This is a genomic window from Glutamicibacter sp. BW80, assembly GCF_002332385.1.
Classification (GTDB): Bacteria; Actinomycetota; Actinomycetes; order Actinomycetales; family Micrococcaceae; genus Glutamicibacter.
Genome location: NZ_NRGV01000015.1, coordinates 106,736 through 126,440 on the forward strand (window position 1 = coordinate 106,736; position 19,705 = coordinate 126,440).

Annotated in this window: 18 protein-coding genes; 10 read left to right on the forward strand and 8 right to left on the reverse strand. The window is 60.7% G+C overall.

Going from position 1 to position 19,705, the window contains the following annotated elements; genetic code table 11:
• The first annotated feature begins 142 nt into the window (after nt 1-142).
• Complete coding sequence (gene cls / locus CIK76_RS02920; RefSeq protein WP_096283300.1) at nt 143-1,639, forward strand: cardiolipin synthase; 1,497 nt, start codon at nt 143-145, stop codon at nt 1,637-1,639.
• Between the two features lie 10 nt (nt 1,640-1,649).
• On the opposite strand, the gene pabB is transcribed toward cls, so the two are convergent.
• The 4 genes from pabB to CIK76_RS02940 all read right to left on the reverse strand — a co-directional run bounded on the left by pabB (nt 1,650) and on the right by CIK76_RS02940 (nt 5,406).
• Nucleotides 1,650-3,662, reverse strand: a complete 2,013-nt coding sequence (gene pabB, locus CIK76_RS02925; RefSeq protein ID WP_255248324.1) for an aminodeoxychorismate synthase component I — start codon at nt 3,660-3,662, stop codon at nt 1,650-1,652.
• Nucleotides 3,649-4,158, reverse strand: a complete 510-nt coding sequence (locus tag CIK76_RS02930) for a low molecular weight protein-tyrosine-phosphatase (RefSeq protein ID WP_096283302.1) — start codon at nt 4,156-4,158, stop codon at nt 3,649-3,651. The genes pabB and CIK76_RS02930 overlap by 14 nt, the downstream gene beginning before the upstream one ends.
• A gap of 114 nt (nt 4,159-4,272) precedes the next feature.
• Nucleotides 4,273-4,896, reverse strand: a complete 624-nt coding sequence (locus CIK76_RS02935; RefSeq protein WP_096283303.1) for a LysE family transporter — start codon at nt 4,894-4,896, stop codon at nt 4,273-4,275.
• 9 nt (nt 4,897-4,905) lie between these two features.
• Nucleotides 4,906-5,406, reverse strand: a complete 501-nt coding sequence (locus CIK76_RS02940; protein WP_096283540.1) for a MarR family transcriptional regulator — start codon at nt 5,404-5,406, stop codon at nt 4,906-4,908.
• A 156-nt stretch (nt 5,407-5,562) separates the two neighbouring features.
• Here CIK76_RS02940 and CIK76_RS02945 point away from each other — a divergent pair, with 156 nt between their 5' ends.
• The 8 genes from CIK76_RS02945 to CIK76_RS02980 all read left to right on the forward strand — a co-directional run bounded on the left by CIK76_RS02945 (nt 5,563) and on the right by CIK76_RS02980 (nt 16,201).
• Entirely contained in the window at nt 5,563-7,635 is a 2,073-nt protein-coding gene (locus CIK76_RS02945) for an efflux RND transporter permease subunit (RefSeq protein WP_255248334.1), read from the forward strand.
• A 303-nt stretch (nt 7,636-7,938) separates the two neighbouring features.
• Nucleotides 7,939-9,504 (forward strand): DEAD/DEAH box helicase, encoded by a 1,566-nt coding sequence (locus CIK76_RS02950; protein WP_096283304.1) that lies wholly within the window; start codon nt 7,939-7,941, stop codon nt 9,502-9,504.
• Nucleotides 9,505-9,695: 191 nt separating this feature from the next.
• Complete coding sequence (locus CIK76_RS02955; protein WP_096283305.1) at nt 9,696-10,172, forward strand: hypothetical protein; 477 nt, start codon at nt 9,696-9,698, stop codon at nt 10,170-10,172.
• 540 nt (nt 10,173-10,712) lie between these two features.
• Nucleotides 10,713-12,569: a molecular chaperone DnaK gene (dnaK, locus tag CIK76_RS02960; RefSeq protein WP_096283306.1), complete on the forward strand. Its 1,857-nt coding sequence runs from the start codon at nt 10,713-10,715 to the stop codon at nt 12,567-12,569.
• 15 nt (nt 12,570-12,584) lie between these two features.
• Entirely contained in the window at nt 12,585-13,157 is a 573-nt protein-coding gene (locus CIK76_RS02965) for a nucleotide exchange factor GrpE (protein ID WP_096283307.1), read from the forward strand.
• A gap of 87 nt (nt 13,158-13,244) precedes the next feature.
• Nucleotides 13,245-14,213, forward strand: a complete 969-nt coding sequence (locus CIK76_RS02970) for a DnaJ C-terminal domain-containing protein (RefSeq protein WP_096283308.1) — start codon at nt 13,245-13,247, stop codon at nt 14,211-14,213.
• Nucleotides 14,214-14,322: 109 nt separating this feature from the next.
• Nucleotides 14,323-14,751, forward strand: coding sequence for a MerR family transcriptional regulator (locus CIK76_RS02975; protein ID WP_096283309.1), 429 nt, complete (start codon nt 14,323-14,325; stop codon nt 14,749-14,751).
• Between the two features lie 661 nt (nt 14,752-15,412).
• On the forward strand, nt 15,413-16,201 hold the full coding sequence (locus CIK76_RS02980) for an alpha/beta hydrolase (protein ID WP_096283310.1): 789 nt from the start codon (nt 15,413-15,415) through the stop codon (nt 16,199-16,201).
• Between the two features lie 77 nt (nt 16,202-16,278).
• On the opposite strand, the gene CIK76_RS02985 is transcribed toward CIK76_RS02980, so the two are convergent.
• Together CIK76_RS02985 and CIK76_RS02990 are read right to left on the reverse strand one after the other, a co-directional pair.
• Nucleotides 16,279-16,515: a hypothetical protein gene (locus tag CIK76_RS02985; RefSeq protein WP_141393443.1), complete on the reverse strand. Its 237-nt coding sequence runs from the start codon at nt 16,513-16,515 to the stop codon at nt 16,279-16,281.
• A gap of 190 nt (nt 16,516-16,705) precedes the next feature.
• Complete coding sequence (locus CIK76_RS02990; RefSeq protein ID WP_141393444.1) at nt 16,706-17,074, reverse strand: hypothetical protein; 369 nt, start codon at nt 17,072-17,074, stop codon at nt 16,706-16,708.
• A 28-nt stretch (nt 17,075-17,102) separates the two neighbouring features.
• Here CIK76_RS02990 and CIK76_RS02995 point away from each other — a divergent pair, with 28 nt between their 5' ends.
• The gene (locus tag CIK76_RS02995; protein ID WP_343252109.1) at nt 17,103-18,077 is read left to right on the forward strand and encodes an AMP-binding protein; all 975 of its coding nucleotides are present in this window, start codon (nt 17,103-17,105) and stop codon (nt 18,075-18,077) included.
• 13 nt (nt 18,078-18,090) lie between these two features.
• Here CIK76_RS02995 and CIK76_RS03000 read toward each other — a convergent pair whose 3' ends face one another.
• The gene (locus CIK76_RS03000) at nt 18,091-18,693 is read right to left on the reverse strand and encodes a GNAT family protein (protein WP_096283313.1); all 603 of its coding nucleotides are present in this window, start codon (nt 18,691-18,693) and stop codon (nt 18,091-18,093) included.
• A gap of 42 nt (nt 18,694-18,735) precedes the next feature.
• Nucleotides 18,736-19,596: a tRNA (guanosine(46)-N7)-methyltransferase TrmB gene (trmB, locus tag CIK76_RS03005; protein ID WP_096283314.1), complete on the reverse strand. Its 861-nt coding sequence runs from the start codon at nt 19,594-19,596 to the stop codon at nt 18,736-18,738.
• Nucleotides 19,597-19,705: the final 109 nt, after the last annotated feature.

Below are 19,705 nucleotides of genomic sequence, written 5' to 3' on the forward strand. Positions count from 1 at the left end.
CTTTGCCGCACTACGCGCCAATGAGGGCTTCAAGCACGCACAAGTCGCCAGGGATTGGATAGTCTAAGTCAAGGAGTTTGGCGCGCTGACTGCGTCAAAGACGCAAAATTCGTAAATGAAAAAGAGAGCGGAGCGTGTTTAGATGTTGCCTAGCGGCGAACTGTTGCTTCAGATTGGTGCCGTCCTGTGGCCAATCGCCGTAGCAATTGACATCATTGTGCGCTTCGTGATGATCGGCATCGTCCCCGGAAACCGCCGTCCAACCACCGCCATGGCCTGGCTATTGGCGATCTATTTCATTCCCGTGGCAGGTCTGGCCGCCTACCTGCTTTTTGCGAACCCGAGGCTTTCACGGCGACGTTTGGAGAAGCAACGCCGCGCCAACGAAAGCATCACGGACGCCACCGCCCACATGCAGCTTCCCGAAGAATTCCACTCCACCGAAGAATGGGTGGAATCTGCGGTCGTCCTCAATCGCAAGCTTGGGGCGTTCCCGCTTGACGGGGGAAACAAAATTGAGGTGCTATCCAACTACAAGGCATCGCTGGAATCCATGCGCCAGGCCATCGAACAGGCGCAGCGCTACGTGCACATCCAGTTCTACATCATGGGCGATGATGAAGAATATGTTGGCCCGGTCCTGGACGCGTTGGAAGCCGCGTCGCGCCGCGGGGTGAACGTCCGCCTGCTCTTCGACCATCTAGGCACCTTGCGCGTGACCGGCTACCGGGATTTGAAGAAGCGGCTGCGCAAATCCGACATCGAATGGCGCGCGATGCTGCCCATCGACCCGATTGGCCGGCGCTGGCGACGCCCTGATCTGCGCAACCACCGCAAGATCCTCGTGGTGGACGGTGCGGTAGCGTTCACCGGCAGCCAGAACCTGATCGAACCGGGCTACAAGCGCGAATCATCCCATGCCTTGGGCCGCGAATGGGTCGAGATGATGCTGCGCGTCGAGGGCCCCTTGGTGCGCAGCCTGGATGTCACCTTCGCAACCGATTGGTGGCAGGAGGATGACACTACCGATGTCTTGTCGGATTTGACCGAAGCCTCGCACCCGCTGTCACAGGCAGATCAGCCCGGAGCAACACTCGCCCAGGTATTGCCGAGTGGACCGGGCTACGAATCCGAAAATAACTTGCGGCTATTCAACACCCTGATGTACTCGGCCACCGAACGGCTGAAAATCACCAGCCCGTATTTCGTGCCCGACGATTCGCTGCTATACGCCATCACCACCGCCGCGCAACGCGGCGTCGAGGTCGAACTTTTCGTCTGCGAAAAAGGAGACCAGTTCTTGGTGCATCACGCGCAACAGTCGTATTATCAGCAGCTGCTGCAAGCTGGCGTGAGAATCTACCGCTACCCGGCCCCGAAGGTCCTGCACACGAAGTGTTTCACCGCCGATAGCGATGTTGCGGTGGTCGGCTCCTCGAATATGGACATGCGGTCATTCAGCTTGAATATGGAGATTTCGGTGATGATGCTCGGCCCCGAGATTGTCGACGCGGTGAACCAGGTGCAAGATCACTACCGCGAAATATCTTCGGAGCTGACCTTGAGTGAATGGCGCCGCCGTCCACGCTTGCAGCGCTGGATCGACAACGTCTGCCGGCTGACCGCGACGCTGCAGTAATCCACAGGGCTCACTCCCGCACCGGGAATTCCGTGCCGAGCGCCGAAAGCACACCCACGGATTTGGTGAGCACTTCTTCCCACTCCTCCTGCGGGTCGGAATCGGCGGTGATGGCACCGCCAAGCCCGAGGCTCAATTCCCAGCCATTGGTGGACAGCCGATCGCAGACTAGGCTACGGATGACTACCGAAAAATCCGCCGATCCGTCGTGGCCAAGGTAGCCTACGGCGCCGGAGTAAAGCCCGCGGGGCCGTTGCTCTTCCAATTCGTCGAGGATCTCCATACTCGAGAGCTTCGGTGCTCCGGTCATCGACCCCGGTGGAAACGCCTCGCGCAGGGCCAGGGCCGCGTCTTGGCGGCTTCGCAGCCTGGCATCAATGGTGGAAACCATTTGATGAACCGTCGCATAGGTCTCCACCGCGCACAGGCGTTTGACGGCTACCGTGCCGGGGAGCGCATAGTGCGACAAATCGTTGCGCAGCAGATCCACGATCATGATGTTTTCGGCGCGGTCTTTCGGGTGCGTGGCCAGATCGTGAGCCAGCGCTAGGTCTTCGGGCTCGCTTTTTCCGCGGGGGCGGGTTCCCTTGATCGGTTCGGCACGAAGTTTGCCGTGGGCGTCCAAGCTCAGGAATCTTTCCGGAGAGATGCTGGCGACTTCCAGATCCGCCAAGCGAAGGTAGTGCGCAAAAGGTGCGGGGCTGGATTCGCGCATCCGGCAGTAGGCTTCGAAGGGCGAGAAATCTTCGACCCGGGCTTTCAGCACCGTGGTGAGGCAGGCCTCGTAGGTGTTTCCCTCAAAAATCTGTTGTTGCACCCTCCGGACCTTCTGCCGATATCCGTTGGCCGAATCTGCGCATTCGAAGGCCAGGTTGGGCAACGAGGCGCTTTGGCGCGTGCCGGCCGCGGCGGCCGCCTCGATGATCTCGTTAAGCGCGGCTACCTGGTCGGCGGCGCAGTGGAGCATCAGTCGATCCAGCCGGTGGTCGACGACCAAGACGGCATCGGGGCAGAAGAACTGCGCGTCGGGCCGAGCCGTGCCATCTGCCAAAAAGACGGTGCGATCTCGCGCGCCGACCTCGCGGCCTAATTCATAGCCCAGATAGCCCACCCATTGCGGCAGCGGATAGTCGTGGGCCATCGCCGAATGCTGGGGCCACAACCGGTGCAGGGCGGTGAAGAACTCCCCGCCTTGCTGCACGGTGGCCGATCCGGCATGGACTACGGTCCGACTCGCTACGCTCGTAAGGACCGCGGAGCCCGGATCCAGCGCCAAGGCGAGCAACGAGTACCTATTGCGATCCAACGGATCGGTAAGTTTGTGGCTCGTGGATTCCAGCAGTGCGGCCCTCGGCAGGGCGGAGGCTACGGCCTCAAACAGGGCCGCTACATCTGCCGGCGCCGCGAAGGTCGCCTGCAGCGCTGGGGCCGGCGCCGGTTCATCGTGGGGGAGCAGGCGTTGCAGCGCGGCCGGGAGGAATCGATGCGCCGCGCGTAGCTGTTGGCTCGGGGTTTGCTCCGTTGCCGCATTCAGCACGATGGTGGCGTGTTCTTGCGGGGCCTCTGCGTGGAGATAGGCCGTCTCTTGGGCAGCCCACTGCTGCCAGTACGGGCGGTAGGTTTCGCCGTCTCGCGCCAACGCCCGCTCGCGGCGCAGGGTCGCGGGCGCGTCCAGCCAGATGCTCACATCCACGTAGTCGCGTGCAGCGGTTCCAGCGGCGCCAACGCCTTCGATGATGAGCACCGGGCCGGGGGCAAAGGTTCGTGGCGCCCCATATTGGTTCGTTTCCCAGTCCCAGGCTTGCCAAGCCACTTCGTGGCCTTGAGCCAGTTCGGGAAGGAGCTCAGCGTAGAGCTTCCGGGCGCGTCCGAGCCCATCCCATCCGGGATACAGGTCTTCGAGGTGCAAGATATCTGCGCTTGCGCTGGCCCCCAGGGTGGTGGCTAGGGCGGCCGCGAATTGTGTTTTACCCGCGCCGGAACGACCGTCGAGGGCAATAATATATGGTCTAGCGGTTTCCACGGGAGGCGATATTACTCCGCACATAATCGACGAGGGCGGGCAGGCTGGCAGCGATCATCTTCCAAGTTTCCCTGAAATCCCCGGCGTCGCCATACCAAGGGTCGTAAACCCCCTGGCTGTCATGGGGCTCGTTGGCAATCGCCGGATCGAAGGACCTGAACATGCGAAGCAGCGGACGATCGGCCTGGTCGATCTCGGCGAGGTCCGGCACAAGGAATTCGAAGTGATCGGTGTCCATCGCCAATACCAGATCCATTTGCGCCAGTTCTTCGGCGGTGAGCTGTTGCGCCACATGCCCGGTGGCATCGAGGCCATGCGCGCGCAGGGTATTTGCCGCCCGCGGGTCGATGGGATGGCCAATTTCCCCATCGGTGGTCGCCCTGGAAGAGAGCTCGACCTCGGAGACTCCAGCGTCGCCCAACGCATTTTTGAGCATGTACTCGGCCATAGGCGAACGGCAGATGTTTCCCGTGCACACGATCATTATCCGGAACATGTCATTAGTCTAGGCACAAGTGGGGCCAACCTTCGAGAGCTACGCGCCCTATTTATGAGAACAAAAAGGCAACGATTCATCTACGCGCTTCGGTGCCGTGGTGCTGCGCGGTGACTAATGCAGGAAAAGCAGCAGGGCCGCCACGAAAATGAAGAGCGTGCCAAAGACCAGATTGAGGATCTTTGCTCCGCGCGCGGTGGCGGTGAATCGTTGAAAGGTGCGTGCCGTGGCGGCGAAGAAGAACCACATCACCAAGATATCTACACAAATGATCGTGCCGATGTAGATGGCATACTGCGCGATGAGCGGCTGATCCGGACGAATGAACTGCGGGGTGAACGCCAAGAAGAACACGATGGCTTTGGGGTTTAGCAGATTCACCAGGATCCCGCGCCGAACCATCGCCCAGCGGCCCATCGCACCGCCTTGGGTGGTTCCGTCCGAGGTGACATCCGGTTTGGAAAGAATCATGCGGATACCCAGATACACCAGATAGGCCGCGCCGGCATAACGCACCGCGGCGAAGATCGCCGGTGAGCCGGCAACTAGGAGCCCGACTCCGGCGGCCACGATGATCACATGCATGAGCAATGCGATCTGCTGGCCGAGGATTCCCCAGATGGATGAGCGGAAACCGAGCCTCATCGCGTTGGTCATCGTATTGATTGCGCCAGCGCCCGGAGTGAAGCTGATGACGATGCTCGCTCCGAGCAGGGAGATCCAAAGTGCAAGAGTCACTTGATCAGCTTAGATTGTTTCGGCCCCCGGAGCAGATTTGGCTTCGTGACGTGACACCACTTCGGCTCTAGCGGCGTCGACCCCGGCTACGACTCGGCTCATGAATTCGGTAATGAGCGAGAGCTGCTCGGCATCGTAGTCGGCGACGATATCAAGCATGTTCTTGCCTAGGGGCAGGAACATCTCCCGTCCTTCGCGGCGTGCTTTGTCGGTCATCGCGATGCGTACGACACGGCGGTCCTTGTCGGTACGCTGCCGTTCGATATAGCCGATCTTTTCCAGCCGGTCAAGCATCGCCGTCGTTGCCGGCGAACTCAGCTGCAGCTCCCGGCTGAGATCACGCGGGGAGGGGAGGGTACTGCGTATCTGATACTTCATGATGATCGAAAGCGCATTCATATCGGTGCGGTGCGTGCCGTGGATCGATCCGGTCGACTCAACATATCGATCGGATGCAAGGCCGAATTCTCTTAATAGCGCCACAAGCTGATGGTTTGTAGTCGTAGACATGACTTTGATTGTATAGGCCATCAAATCATTCCATAATGGAACTACTTTCTGCTAGGCTGAGCTTGCCCGACATTCTTGGCAGAACCGTGTCATTGCGAAAAGGAACAAATCGTGCCGCATCTGAGAAAGCCAGAGTTGCCTTCGAAAAAGAAAGCCGTGGGAGTCCGCTTGGGGGTGTATTCCCTGGTGATCTTGCTTTGGTTGGCGATTGCAGGGGTGGGCGGGCCAACTTTCGGCAAGCTCTCCGAAGTCCAGACGAATGACCAGGTTGCCTTCCTGCCGGCAACCGCAGAGGCGACCCGAGCCCTTGAATGGCAGAACAAGTTCCGCACCTCGGATGCGATTCCGGCGGTGGTTCTGGTCACGAGCGAAACCGACCTCCCGGCCAGTGCCGGGGAGGACCTGGCCGCGCAGCTCGCGGACTTCGCCTATCTTGACGGGCAGGTTACCGGCCCCTTCGTTTCGGAAGACGGGCAAGCCGTTGAACTGCTGGTGCCGGTGAGCGCAGAGGTGAAAGCGAATGTTGGAGTCGAAGACCTTCGGGCGAAGCTGGCGCAGATCATCCCCGATGGCACCACGGGTTATGTCACCGGCCCCGCCGGGTTCAGCGCCGACCTCACCGAAGCCTTCGGCGGAATTGACGGGGTGCTTCTGGGCGTAGCCCTCGTGGCCGTGCTCGTCATCCTGCTGCTGGTCTATCGATCGGTGCTGCTGCCATTTGCAGTATTGCTCACCTCGGTGGTGGCGCTTTGCGCGGCGATCCTCACTGTTTACTACATGGCCGATGCGCAGTGGATCAGCCTCGACGGGCAGTCGCAAGGAATCCTGTCGATTCTGGTGATCGGTGCGGCGACGGATTACTCGTTGCTCTTCGTGGCGCGGCACAAGGAAGCTCTGGCGGAAGGCAAGGACAAGCGCCAAGCCGTCGCCAAGGCCTGGCGCAGCTCCTTGGAGCCGATTGTCGCCTCCGGCGGCACCGTGACGGTCGGCCTGCTCTGCCTGCTGTTCTCCGATCTGAACTCGAACAAGGCGCTGGGGCCGATTGGGGCCAGCGGCATCATCTTCTCCATCATTGCCGCTCTGACCTTCCTGCCCGCAGTGCTTGGCCTGCTCGGCAGGGCCGCCTATTGGCCATTCCCGCCGAAAGCCGCACAGCACGGTGAGCATGCCGTGGTGAAAGAAGGGCTGTGGGGGCGCATCGCGAACTTCGTCGCTGCCCATCCGCGTCCCATCTGGATCCTCACGTTGTTGGTTCTTGCCGCGGGTGCGCTGGGGGTAACCCAGCTCAAGGCGCATGGCGTTCCGCAAAGCGAGCTGGTCATTGGCGGTTCGGAATCACGGGACGGGCAGGCCGCCCTCGGTGAGCACTTCCCTGCGGGATCCGGCTCACCAGCCATCGCGGTGGTGAGCGAAGCCGATGCGGCCATCATCCTCGAAGATGTACTGGATGTCACCGGAGTGGACTCCGCTTACTTGCAGGCAGAAGACGGCGGGCCAGCCATGGCCGCACGCGGTGCCGACCCGCAAGTGATCGAGGGACGCAGCCTGATCTCCATCACATTGAGCGACGCCGCGGACTCGGATGAAGCCAAGGAAACCATTGGCGCACTCCGCGCGGCGGTTCATGCGGTGGACGCCGAGGCGCTGATCGGCGGAACCACCGCGACGCAGCTCGACACGGCCGATACCGCTCTGGCGGATTTGGCCAAGATCATTCCGCTGACACTCATAGCGATCCTGATCATTCTGATGCTGTTGCTGCGTTCGGTGCTCGCGCCGGTGCTGTTGATCGTCACCACGGTCATCTCCTACGGAACCGCAATGGGTGTGAGCGCCTTGGTGTTCAACGGCGTCTTCAAGTTCTCCGGCGCAGACCCGGCGGTTCCCCTGTTCGGTTTCGTATTCCTGGTGGCCCTCGGCGTGGACTACAACATCTTCTTGATGACGCGGGTGCGTGAGGAAACCTTGAAGTACGGAACCCGCGAGGGCATGCGCCGGGGGCTGAAGGTAACCGGCGGGGTGATCACCTCGGCTGGTGTGGTTCTGGCAGCGACTTTCGCGGCCTTGGGAGTCGTGCCGATCATGTTCCTCGCTCAGCTGGGATTTATCGTGGCCTTCGGGGTTCTGCTTGATACCTTCATCGTTCGAAGCCTGCTGGTGCCGGCGCTAGTGGAGGAAATCGGGCCGAAAGTCTGGTGGCCTTCAAAGCTCTCCAAGAAGGCCGAATAACCCCCGACGTGTCTGAGATCTCTTGATTTGCGGGCATTTGACGGACTCAGGCACTGTCTGGGTCCGTCAATGGCCTGTAGACTGGGGTTGTGCGCACCAGCAAGTGATTTGGTGATTCTCCCGGAAAGCTCGGTGCGCATTCGTCGACAGTTTAGATTTCCCGCTGATGATCTGCGCCGCAATGCGCCTTTCCTCTCCCCAAGTTATCGGCCCAATTACGGCTTTTGCTTGTGGTGGACTTCCTCCTGGCTCGGCGAAACCAAACGTCGAAACCGGCGTGCGAATCAGAGAGAAAGTTTGAGCGTGACTACAACTTTTAGCGCCCTTGGCGTGCCCGAAAACCTATCGAATGTTCTAGCGAAGCTAGGCATCGAATCGGCCTTCCCAATTCAGGAAGCAACCCTTCCCACCACACTTGCAGGCGGAGACGTCCTGGGCCGCGGACAGACCGGTTCCGGCAAGACCCTTGCCTTCTCGATCCCATTGGTAGCGCGCTTGGCGCAGCGACCACAACGTCGCAAGGCCCGCTTCCCACGAGCATTGATCATGGCTCCAACCCGCGAGTTGGCTACCCAGATCGCCAAGGCAGTGGACCCGCTGGCAGCAGCCTCCGGACTGCGCACCACCGTGATCTACGGTGGCGTGGCCCAGAGCCGCCAGGAGAGGGCCATGAACGAGGGCGTTGACATTGTCATTGCCTGCCCCGGTCGCCTTGACGATTTGATCAAGCAGAAGGTCGTTGACCTGTCCCAGCTGGAAATTTCGGTTCTGGACGAAGCCGACCACATGGCCGACATGGGCTTCTTGCCGGTAGTGCGCCGCATTATGGACCGCATGCCAACAGGGATCCAGCACATGCTGTTCTCCGCCACCTTGGACAATGGCGTGGACAAGGTCGTCAAACGCTACCTGAGCAATCCAACCATCCACTCGGTTGACGCCCCGGAAGCCGCGGTGAATACCATGGAACACCACGTCTTCGTGATCCCGGCTGACGACAAAAAGGAACTGATCCGTATTCTGGCTCAGGGCACCGGACGCCGCATCATGTTCATGCGCACCAAGCACCACGCCAAGAAGATGGCAGTTGTCCTTTCAAAGGCTGGAGTCCCGGCCGTTGATTTGCACGGCAACCTGTCGCAGAACGCTCGTGACCGCAACCTCGCAGCCTTCTCCTCGGGTGAGGCGAAGGTACTGGTAGCCACCGACGTGGCCGCCCGTGGCGTACACGTTGATGGTGTGGAGCTCGTTGTGCACGTGGACCCACCGGCAGAACACAAGGCCTACACGCACCGTTCGGGCCGTACCGCCCGCGCCGGTTCCAGTGGCACCGTAGTGACCATTTGTACTCCAGATCAGCAGGGTGATGTCGCGACCCTGCTCAAGCAGGCTGGCCTGAAGGTTCCTTTTGAGAAGATCAACTTGAACTCCAGCGTCGTTGCGAACGTCGTCGGTGAGGTCGCGGAATCGGTGGCTTATGTCGCTCCGGTTCAGCAGAAGTCATCGCCACGGAAGAAATCGGTGGCGGCCTCCGGTAGCGGATCCTCGCGTGGCGGCAACGGTGCGGTCCGTGGTGGCCGTTCGGCCCGTGGCACTCGCTCGGGTGGCGAAGGCGAAGCGCAGCGGAACTCCAACCGTCGCCCAGCTCGCGGCGCATCGGCTAACGCAGAGCGCCCAGCACGCGCAGGACACTCGGCCAATGCCGAACGTCCCTCGCGCGGCGGACAAAACGCCAATGCCGAGCGCCCAACCGGTGGCAACCGTGCGCCAAGCCAGGGCGGCCGCGGCGCAAGCGCCGGCGCGCCAGCTGCTGGTGGACGTTCCCGCGGTCCACGCCGCGCCTCGAGCCCGGCAACTCGTAGCCGCTAAGCTCTAGCGGCTAGTCCTTAGTCCTAGTCCCTCGGATCCGATCTCTATCGGATGCGGGGGACTAGTTCGTTTAATCCGCGCAGCTGCGGTCCGAAAGATTACCTCTATCGGATGATCCTGTGCGACTAGGCGAAACGTAGAGTTAAATTTACGAACTCACCCGTGAATTTACCCCATCAGGAGCTCTAACCGTGATCGAGACATTGCAGGATTTTGCCACATCATTCCCCGAACCGCTGCAGTGGCTAGCCGTGGCGATAGTCGCCGCGATCCCATTTGTGGAATCCTATTTCGGATCGGTGATCGGTGTACTGCTCGGGATGCCGGTGGTATTCGCGGTGATTGCGGCCGTGGTCGGCAATGCGATTTCGATGCTGCTCTTTGTCAATAGTGCACATGCGGTGCGTACGAAGGTGCGGCAGGGTGCCGGAACGGAAAACAAGGCACGCAAATACGAGAAGCTGCACAAGGCATTCGACAAGTACGGCATTGCCGGTGTCAGCCTCTTGGGGCAGACCATTCTGCCGTCGCAAATCACGTCCGCGGCATTGGTGTCCTTTGGTGCAAATAAGCAGAAGGTCATCTTCTGGCAGCTGATCTCCATTGTTCTATGGGGCACCGCTTTCGGGGCGCTTGCCGCTACTGGCCTCCCATTGCTGAGCAAGTAGGCATGCTCTGAGCGAACGAGCCACCCGCGGAAAATCCGCGGGTGGCTCGTTCGCGTGGTGCCCGACGGCAAATGCCAGCTGCTTCTGGCAGTTAAAAAGGAAGCAGGCAATCGGTCCGAAGGTGTTGACAACGCCGGCTAGCGCCCACATCTTCTGGGCGCCTTCGACCCGCGCGGCCGGTTGTGTGCCAGGGGTGCGCAAGGTGACAACTGCCAATGTCAGCTCAATAATTGCGGTGACCATGAGGCCGGCTCGTGAGCCGGCGGAGCGCCCGCTGAATGTTTTGCTCGCTGCCATGACCCGCCCCTTGCATAGTTCAGCCCAGCTCGCGGGTAAACCTGATCGCCGGGATTTTTTGCCTGCTGGGAATTATTCGCGCAACATGTCCGTTGTACAGTGCAGAACGCAAAGTTGAGTCAGGTTCGCTCAAGTTGATTTGACAGCCAAAAAAGGCCGTGCATAAACTTGAGTGCAGAACGCTCAATAGGGGCATCCGCCCCAAGCGTTAGTAATTTCCAACTACTGCAAAGGAGAGCCAATATGTCGCGTGCTGTAGGCATTGACCTAGGAACCACCAACTCGGTTGTATCCGTGCTTGAAGGCGGTGAGCCAACCGTTATCGCAAACGCGGAAGGCAACCGCACCACCCCGTCGATCGTTGCTTTCTCGAAGAGCGGCGAAGTTCTGGTCGGCGATATCGCCAAGCGCCAGGCAGTGAACAACATCGACCGCACTATCGCTTCGGTCAAGCGTCACATGGGCACCGACTGGTCCATCGACGTGGACGAGAAGAAGTACACCGCTCAGGAAATCTCCGCTCGTACCCTGATGAAGCTGAAGAACGACGCCGAGTCGTACTTGGGCGAAAAGGTCACCGACGCGGTCATCACCGTCCCTGCATACTTCAATGATGCCGAGCGCCAGTCCACCAAGGAAGCCGGCGAAATCGCGGGCATGAACGTGCTGCGCATCGTCAACGAGCCAACCGCTGCGGCGCTGGCCTACGGCCTGGAAAAGGGCAAAGAAGACGAACTCATCCTGGTCTTCGACCTCGGTGGCGGTACCTTCGACGTCTCCCTGCTGGAAGTTGGCAAGGACGAAGACGGCTTCTCCACCATCCAGGTCCGCTCCACCGCTGGCGATAACCGCCTCGGCGGCGATGACTGGGATCAGCGCATCGTTGACTGGCTGCTGGCTCAGGCCAAGCAGAAGGGCGCAGACCTGTCGAAGGACAAGATCGCACTGCAGCGTCTGAAGGAAGCTGCCGAGCAGGCCAAGAAGGAACTCTCCTCGGCCACCAGCACCAACATCTCGTTGCAGTACCTCTCGGTCACCCCAGAGGGTCCGGTTCACCTGGACGAGCACCTTTCGCGTGCCAAGTTCCAGGACCTGACCAAGGACCTGCTCGATCGCACCAAGAAGCCATTCCACGACGTGATCGCCGAAGCCGGCGTGAAGGTCTCGGAGATCGCACACGTGATCCTCGTTGGCGGTTCGACCCGTATGCCAGCCGTTGCCGATCTGGTCAAGGACATGGCCGGCAAGGAAGCCAACAAGGGCGTCAACCCCGATGAGGTCGTCGCCGTGGGCGCTGCCTTGCAGGCAGGCGTGCTGAAGGGCGAGCGCAAGGACGTGCTGCTCATCGACGTCACCCCACTGTCCCTGGGTATTGAAACCAAGGGCGGCGTGATGACCAAGCTGATCGAGCGCAACACCGCGATCCCAACCAAGCGTTCGGAGACCTTCACCACCGCGGAGGACAACCAGCCTTCGGTGTCCATCCAGGTCTTCCAGGGCGAGCGCGAGTTCACCCGTGACAACAAGCCACTGGGCACCTTCGAGCTGACCGGCATCGCCCCGGCACCGCGCGGCATCCCGCAGGTCGAGGTCACCTTCGACATCGACGCCAACGGCATCGTGCACGTCTCCGCTAAGGACAAGGGCACCGGCACCGAGCAGTCGATGACCATCACCGGCGGCTCCTCGCTGTCGAAGGAAGACATCGAGCGCATGGTGCAGGAAGCCGAAGCCCACGCCGAAGAGGACAAGGCCCGCCGCGAGGCAGCCGAAACCCGCAACGCCGCCGAACAGGCAGCCTACTCGGTTGACAAGCTCATCAAGGACAACGAGGACAAGCTTCCGGAAGAGGTCAAGACCGAGGTTCAGGCCGACGTCGACGCGCTGAAGGAAACCCTGGAGAAGCAGGACAACGACGACGAGGTCAAGGCCGCGTTTGAGAAGCTGCAGGCTTCGCAGACCAAGCTGGGCGAGGCAATCTACGCCAATGCCCCGACCGAAGGCGCCGAAGCTCCCGAGGGTGAGCAGGCTTCGAATGCTGATGAAGACATCGTCGACGCCGAGGTAATCGACGAAGACGACGAGAACGTCAAGAAGTAAGGGAGAGACGGGAATATGTCCGAGGCACAGGACCAGAACGCCAACTCCGGCCAGGAGCCGGAGAACGAGCAGGATGCCGCCAATGAGCAGCAGACTGCAGACGCTTTGGGTCAGGCCGAGGCGATCCTGAACGAGGCGGCCGCCGGCGTCGAAGAGGCGCAGGCTGAGGTCACCGAGAAGGAAAACGAGTTGCGCAACGACCTGCTCCGCCTGCAGGCCGAGTATGTCAACTACCGCAAGCGCGTCGAGCGCGACCGGGTGGCAGTGCGTGACAGCGCCGTCCAGTCGGTGCTCTCCACCTTGTTGCCGGTACTCGATGACATCGATGCCGCTCGTGCTCACGGCGACCTGGCCGATGGACCGTTCGCGGCCATCGCCAACAAGCTGGACACGGTATTGGCATCGCACGGCCTGGAGCGAATCGACGAGGCTGGGGTCGAATTTGACCCTAACGTCCACGAAGCTTTGCTGCGCCAGCCGGTCCCCGAAATTCCGGCGGACCATGTGGGACAGGTATTGCGAGCCGGTTACCGCAAGGGCACCTACACACTGCGCGCCGCGCAGGTGCTGGTCGCCACCGGCGAATAGCCGCACATCTAGATAGCGAAACTGCCCACTGCCGAGAATTCGTCAGTGGGCAGTTTCGAATCGCTAGTCGAAAGAAAGGGGGCCCTGATGGCAAGTCAGGACTGGATCGACAAAGACTTCTACGCCATTCTGGGCGTCTCCAAGGACGCCAACGAGGCGGACATCAAGAAGGCGTACCGCAAGCAAGCGCGTAAGTACCACCCGGATACCAACCAGGGTGATGCGGACGCCGAGCGGAAATTCAAGGACATCTCCGAGGCCAACTCGGTGCTTTCCGATAAGGAAGAGCGCGAACAATACGACGCCATCCGCGCCATGGGTGGAGGCGCCCGGTTCAGCGCCGGTGGCGCTGGCGGTGCCCCGGGCGGCCAGGCAGGATTCGACGACGTCTTCTCCAACCTCTTCGGTGGTGGGGGAGGCCCGCGCGGCCGCGGCGGACAGCCCGACTTCTCCGATCTCTTCGGCGGCGGGGCAGGCTTCGGCGGCGGATTCGGCCAAAGCGCCCCGCCACGCAAGGGAGCCGACCGAACGGCGAGCACCACCATCTCCTTCGCTGGTTCCATCAAGGGCACCACCATCGGATTGCGTGAGCAGAGCGGTGAAGTCATTGACGTGCGTGTTCCGGCCGGAATCAAGGACGGACAGTCGGTGCGCGTGCGCGGACGGGGCCAGGCTGGGGGAGCCGGCAACGGCGACCTGCTGGTCAAGGTTAAAGTCACCGAGCACCCGTTCTTCAAGCGCGAAGAGAACAACATTCGTGTTCACCTGCCGGTCACCTTTGATGAGGCAGTCCTCGGAGCGAAGATCCACGTGCCGACCCTCGACGGGGAACAGGTAGCCGTGAAGGTGCCTGCCGGATCGAACTCGGGCCGTACCTTGCGCCTGAAGGGGCGTGGGGTGAAGACCTCGAAGTCCACCGGCGACATGCTGATCGTCTTGGATGTGGTGATTCCACAGAACCTGAACGACAAGGCCAAGGCGGCCATCGAAGAATTCGCTGCCGCCACCGAGGGTGAAGATCCTCGCGTGGGTCTTGAGGCCAAGGCCAGGCTCTAGGCATAATCCTGGAGCGATGTAGTGCAACGCGTCGGCGTGCCCCGAAAGGGGCGCGCCGAGGTGGACAATGGATGTATCCCCAGCAGCGGAAGTAAGGAGACTGAATTTCATGGCCCACGAGTTCTTGCGACCTGTATTCGTCATTTCAGTCGCCGCGCAACTAGCAGACATGCATCCGCAGACGCTGCGGCAATACGACCGCATCGGATTGGTCTCTCCAAGCCGCCAAGCCGGCAAGCAGCGTCGCTACTCTCAACGCGATGTTTCGCTGCTGCGCCAGGTGCAGCTGCTGAGCAAAGAGGGCGTTTCGCTCGAAGGCATTAAACGCATCATCGAGCTGCAAAACCAGGTAGCCCACCTCCAAAGCCAAGTGGCCGAACTGCGCGATGAGCTGCACGCGGTCCAGCAAGGCCAAACCCGGGTTTTCGCCGCAGGTACGGCCGCCGGAGATGTGGTCTCCATGGCCCGTGGCATGCGACCGGCACGTCGCGAACCAAGCGTGACCCTATTTACCACCCGCCGCGCCATCGGCCGCTAGGCCCGCGCTCCGCGTACCTTGTTTTTGAGGGACCGAAAAATAAAAACCATGCAGGTCGCGGCGGGGAGGATCCTTCGCGTCATCAAATTTCGCAGGATCTAGAGAAGGTTTTCTGTACGGCGCTCTACAAGAAAACGATTAGCGGCCAGGCATACTGGTACCTGCGCGAAATGGCCTGGGCCGATGGGGGCAACCCAAGATGGATTCCGAATCCGGGCTGGAGAGCGCCAAGGACATCGAGAAATTGCTGGACCCCATGGAAGCGGCAACTGTACCGGAGGAAACGCGGCACCTGGGATTCGGATAATCAGCCATGGCCAAGGGGTATCCTGCAACGCCCGGACACCCCCGGGGCCACCGAGGGGAGCGGTGCGATGCTTTCCTATGGAATCCGACTTGCCCTCGTGCCTGTTGAAGATCCGTTGCCAGACTCGGACCCACCGGTAGTAGAGGGTGCCGCATTCGTCGAGGCAGGATATCTGGATCATGCGCACAGGCGCATACTCCCGCCGGACTTCTTCTGTGGATCGAGACAGGCCGTGGTTCGACGGCGCATCGTGTCCGGGGTCTTGAATTGGCGCACATCGCAATCGCGGCGGGCCCCGACTCTACCGGTCCCACGGGTATGGTCAGTTGCAAGCCGCGGTGTTAGGCTCTCGGCATGCGACGAGTCCTGCTTTCGACGGGTGTAGAGATGGCCGTAGAGGAAATGGGCGAAGGCAAGCCGGTTCTTCTCTTGCATGCCTGGGCTGAGACCCACCGCGTTTTCGATCGGCTCGCACCACTGCTTTCCACGTCCCTGCGACTGGTCATTCCAGATCAACGCGGTGTCGGCGAGAGCGACAAGCCGGCGGATGGATACGGGCTGGCCGACTCAGCCGAGGATGTAATCGCACTGCTCGATGCCTTGGGAATCGACTCGAGTTGGCTGGTTGGGACATCCAGCGGAGGCTACCTGGCGCAGCAGGCTGCTGTGACTTATCCAGAACGAGTGCGTGGATTGGTCCTTGTAGGCTCACCGAGCAACTTGCACCAATCACCTCCGGCCGCCATACGTGAACTGCTGGAATCGCTCCACGATCCGGTGTCCATCGAAGACATGAAGGCCTTCCGCGACGCTCTGCCCCTGCTAAGCCCTGTCCCGGATGCGTACGTCGAAACCCAGAAGCGTGCCGCGCTCACCATACCCCCGAGAGTTTGGCGGTCGACCTTCGACGGTCTGGTTGCCGCAACACCGCCGATTCGGTGCGGCCCCATCATCGCTCCTACACTGATCCTCTGGGGATCAGCAGAATACTTACTACCCGCGGACCAGCTCCACGAGCTGTCTGAGGCGATCAAGGACAGCTACATCGAGTCGTACGAAGGCACCGGTCATCTCGTGTTGTGGGAAAGGCCCGAGCGTGTAGCCGCCGACATAATCAAATTCATCTCGAGGGCACCGAATTGAAGCGGACTTGCCCCGCCCCGCGCCGATGGTTGATCAGTGCAATGCTGACACCTGCATCGCCCGGATACAGCGATGAACTAGGGCACCTCGACGAGGATTCTCCCGGTCTGAGGCGGAAAGCATAATTGCGGCGGGCGCGATATCCGGCAGGGCGACCCGGTCCAGGTGTTTTCGCCGATAGCGAGCAGCGCTTCCAAGGTATCCATCGCGTCCGGGGCGATGAGATGCACAAGACGGTCGATGGGGCTGATCCGTGGAACTTCCGGTTCGCCGGCTGCGGCCGCTGCGAGATCGAAGCGCAAAGCACGTTGCACAGCGGCCAACCATCACGCCAAAAGCCGAACTCTCCATAACCTGCTCGGCGAAGGTCAGCAAAACCAAATCCGCATGGCTTCAGTGTCGCTCCTTGCCTTCGAAAACGCCGAAGGCCCGAAGATCAGTGCTCAAAAACACGACCTTCTGCCCCGCCGAGGCTGACGGGACGGGACTGCTAGCGGGCGTTTCTTAGCTATGCACTTCGAGTTTCATGGGCTGCCTAGTTAACCTATATTTTGCTGGCCAGAAATGTATGGCCGAACTTTCCTTCGGGGCTAACTTGCCGAGGTTGAAGATCTCGGAAAGGTCCGAGCGGGCGGCGATCCCTTCGGTGAGCATACGTTGGGTCTTGGGCTGGACACCGGTGGGGGAGTAGTTCATTACGGTTTCCTGGATGCTACCGAATTGTTCGAGCGGCTCTCGCACCGAATGGTGTTCGTCAGCTTGTTCGTCTTCGCGACGCATGAGGAGGGCGATGTACCGGGCTTGGACGCAGATGAAGGCGTGTACGCGGATGTAGCGTTCGTTCCAGTGGTTCATCGGAGAAGCGGAAACCACGTGGGGTCCTTGAATTGCCGGAACCCGGATTCGGTATCGGACTGGACCGGAAGATCGGCTCTGCATCCCGGTGCCGTTTTACCACTGCTTTGGCATGGTGATGGGAAATCTCGGATGCACCGCGCACGGGACCACCATGGTGATTCCCGCCCCGAGCTTCGATGCCGAAACCACCTTGCGAGTCATTGCCGAGGAAAAATGCACCGGGGTATATGGGGTGCCCACCATGTTTATCGCCATGCAAAATCATCCCAGCTTTGGCACCCACGATCTGAGCACCTTGCGAACCGGAATCATGGCCGGCTCGGTATGCCCTGTCGAGGTGATGCGCCGCTGCCTCGAGGAGATGAACATGACCGAGATATCCATCGCCTATGGGATGACCGAAACCAGTCCGGTCTCCTGCCAGACTCGTGCCGATGATGATTTGGCCGCTCGCACGGAAACCATCGGCAGGGTGCATCCGCACCTGGAGGTCAAGATCGTGGACCCGGCAACCGGCGCGACGGTGGAACGCGGGCAACCCGGGGAGTACTGCACTCGAGGCTACTCGGTGATGCTCGGCTACTGGAACGACGCGGCGAAAACCGCAGAGGCCATCGACTCCGAGAATTGGCTGCATACCGGAGACCTCGCGGTGATGCGCGAGGACGGCTACTGCACCATTGTCGGGCGAATCAAGGACATGGTGATCCGCGGGGGAGAGAACATCTACCCGCGGGAAATCGAGGAGTTCCTATTCGGGCATCCCGATATAGAAGATGTCTCCGTGGTGGGGGTGCCAAACGAAAAATATGGTGAAGAGATCTGCGCCTGCATCACGATGAAGACTGGCAAATCGCCCCTTGGGGTCCAGGACATCAAGGACTTCGCCGAAGGGCAATTGGCGCATTACAAGATCCCGGCCTATGTGATGATCCTCGATGAGTTCCCGATTACGGTCACCGGCAAGATCCGCAAGGTGCAACTGCGCGAAGACGCGGCGAAAACCCTGCTTGGCTAAGGACCGCGGGAGCCTAGATGCGGCCGTGCTTGGCCAAACGCGCCAAGAGCCCCTGCTTTACGGTGGGCCATTCTTGCGGCAAAATCGAGAAAACCACGGTGTCGCGCAAGGTGCCTGTGCCAGCGTCATACATGTGATTGCGCAGCACCCCATCTTGCTTAGCGCCTAGCCGGGCGATAGCTTCCCGGGACTGCTGGTTATGCCAATGCGTGCAGAAAGCCACGGCGATGCAGTCGAGCTCTTCGAAGGCGCGCTGAAGCAGTAGGTACTTCGCCGCGGCATTGATGCCCGTGCCCTGGTGGTCAAGCCCCAGGAAGGTCGAACCAATTTCCACCCGACGATTGACCGCATCGATGGTGAGGTAGGTCGTCGCGCCCACCGTTTTATTGCTTTGCAGGTCGAGAATTGCGAACGGGGCCATCTTGCCCTCGGCCTGCAGAGCCAGCCGCCGGTCGATCTCGGAGTCCATGCCCTGCGCCGAAGGGATCTTGGTGAACCAGGCCTGGTCCAGCCCATCGCGGGCCACCATGGCTCCCAGATGTGCCGAATGCTTCCGGTCGAGCTGTTCGAGCCGGACGCCGGCGAATTCTAAGGTGGGGGATGCGCTGAGGGCCATGACTGCAAGTCTATTGCAATCATGGCCCTGCGAAACCAAGACTTACTTGGCTGTTCGGGCGAAGGCCAAGTCGAAGACTAAACGTCCTGCCTTCAAGGCCTTGCCTTCGAAGCTGGTGAGGATGCGACGCTCGAATCGTGGTGCCCAGCCACCGAGGTCATCAACGAATTCCGGTTCCGGGGCAAAGCCCTCCATGCCGTTCTGGCGCACCTTGGTCAGGTCGCTTTCCTCCCCGGCGGCGTTGCCGGGGTGCAGATTCTCGAATGCCTGGTGTGCTTCCAGCACTTCGCGCATTTGCTCGGCGTAGTTCGACCAGTCGGTGGCCAGGCGCAGGGTCCCGCCGGGTTTCAGCACGCGCGCGACCTTGTCCAGGAATGAGGAGGTAATGAGCCGGCGCTTGTGATGACGCGGCTTATGCCAAGGGTCCGAGAAGAAGATCCAGAGCTCATCGGCGCTATTCTCTTCGAGCATGACCTCTAGAACTTCTGGCGCATTGGCCTGCACCGCGCGAACGTTTTCCAGCTCGAATGATTCAACCTTGAGCATCAGCTGGGCCAATCCCGGAAGGTACACCTCAACGGCCAGATAATTGCGCTCTGGGTCATCCTTGGCGGCATTGGCGATGCATTCGCCCAGGCCCGTGCCGATTTCGACGATCAGCGGGGCAACACGTCCGAAGGCCTGCTCGGGGTCCAAGCGGAAGTCATCCGCCACCGAAGTATCTGCAATTTTACGCGGCGGCTCGATCACGTAGCGATCGGCGTTGCGCTCCCAAGCAGCCGCGCGGCGTCCTTGCAGTCGATTGCCTCGGCGTACGAAAGAGACCGGTTCGGCACGGAAATAAGATGGGTCTTTGGCCGCCTTGCCGGAGACTGCAGGCTGCTCTTCGCTACGTTCGCTCATGATTATTAATCCTAGCCGAGTACCGGCCGGCACAAACTTGGAAATTATGGGGCGTTGCACACCCGCCGAGCGGGAATCGAGAAATACTAGGGGGCGTTCCGGGTGTTCC

Bases quoted from the DNA above. Each gene is read 5' to 3' on its own strand.
- CIK76_RS02975 (WP_096283309.1), top strand. From the start codon at position 14,323: ATGGCCCACGAGTTCTTGCGACCTGTATTCGTCATTTCAGTCGCCGCG.
- cls (WP_096283300.1), top strand. From the start codon at position 143: ATGTTGCCTAGCGGCGAACTGTTGCTTCAGATTGGTGCCGTCCTGTGG.
- CIK76_RS02980 (WP_096283310.1), top strand. From the start codon at position 15,413: ATGCGACGAGTCCTGCTTTCGACGGGTGTAGAGATGGCCGTAGAGGAA.
- CIK76_RS03000 (WP_096283313.1), bottom strand. From the start codon at position 18,693: ATGGCCCTCAGCGCATCCCCCACCTTAGAATTCGCCGGCGTCCGGCTC.
- trmB (WP_096283314.1), bottom strand. From the start codon at position 19,596: ATGAGCGAACGTAGCGAAGAGCAGCCTGCAGTCTCCGGCAAGGCGGCC.
- CIK76_RS02970 (WP_096283308.1), top strand. From the start codon at position 13,245: ATGGCAAGTCAGGACTGGATCGACAAAGACTTCTACGCCATTCTGGGC.
- CIK76_RS02940 (WP_096283540.1), bottom strand. From the start codon at position 5,406: ATGTCTACGACTACAAACCATCAGCTTGTGGCGCTATTAAGAGAATTC.
- dnaK (WP_096283306.1), top strand. From the start codon at position 10,713: ATGTCGCGTGCTGTAGGCATTGACCTAGGAACCACCAACTCGGTTGTA.
- CIK76_RS02930 (WP_096283302.1), bottom strand. From the start codon at position 4,158: ATGTTCCGGATAATGATCGTGTGCACGGGAAACATCTGCCGTTCGCCT.
- CIK76_RS02965 (WP_096283307.1), top strand. From the start codon at position 12,585: ATGTCCGAGGCACAGGACCAGAACGCCAACTCCGGCCAGGAGCCGGAG.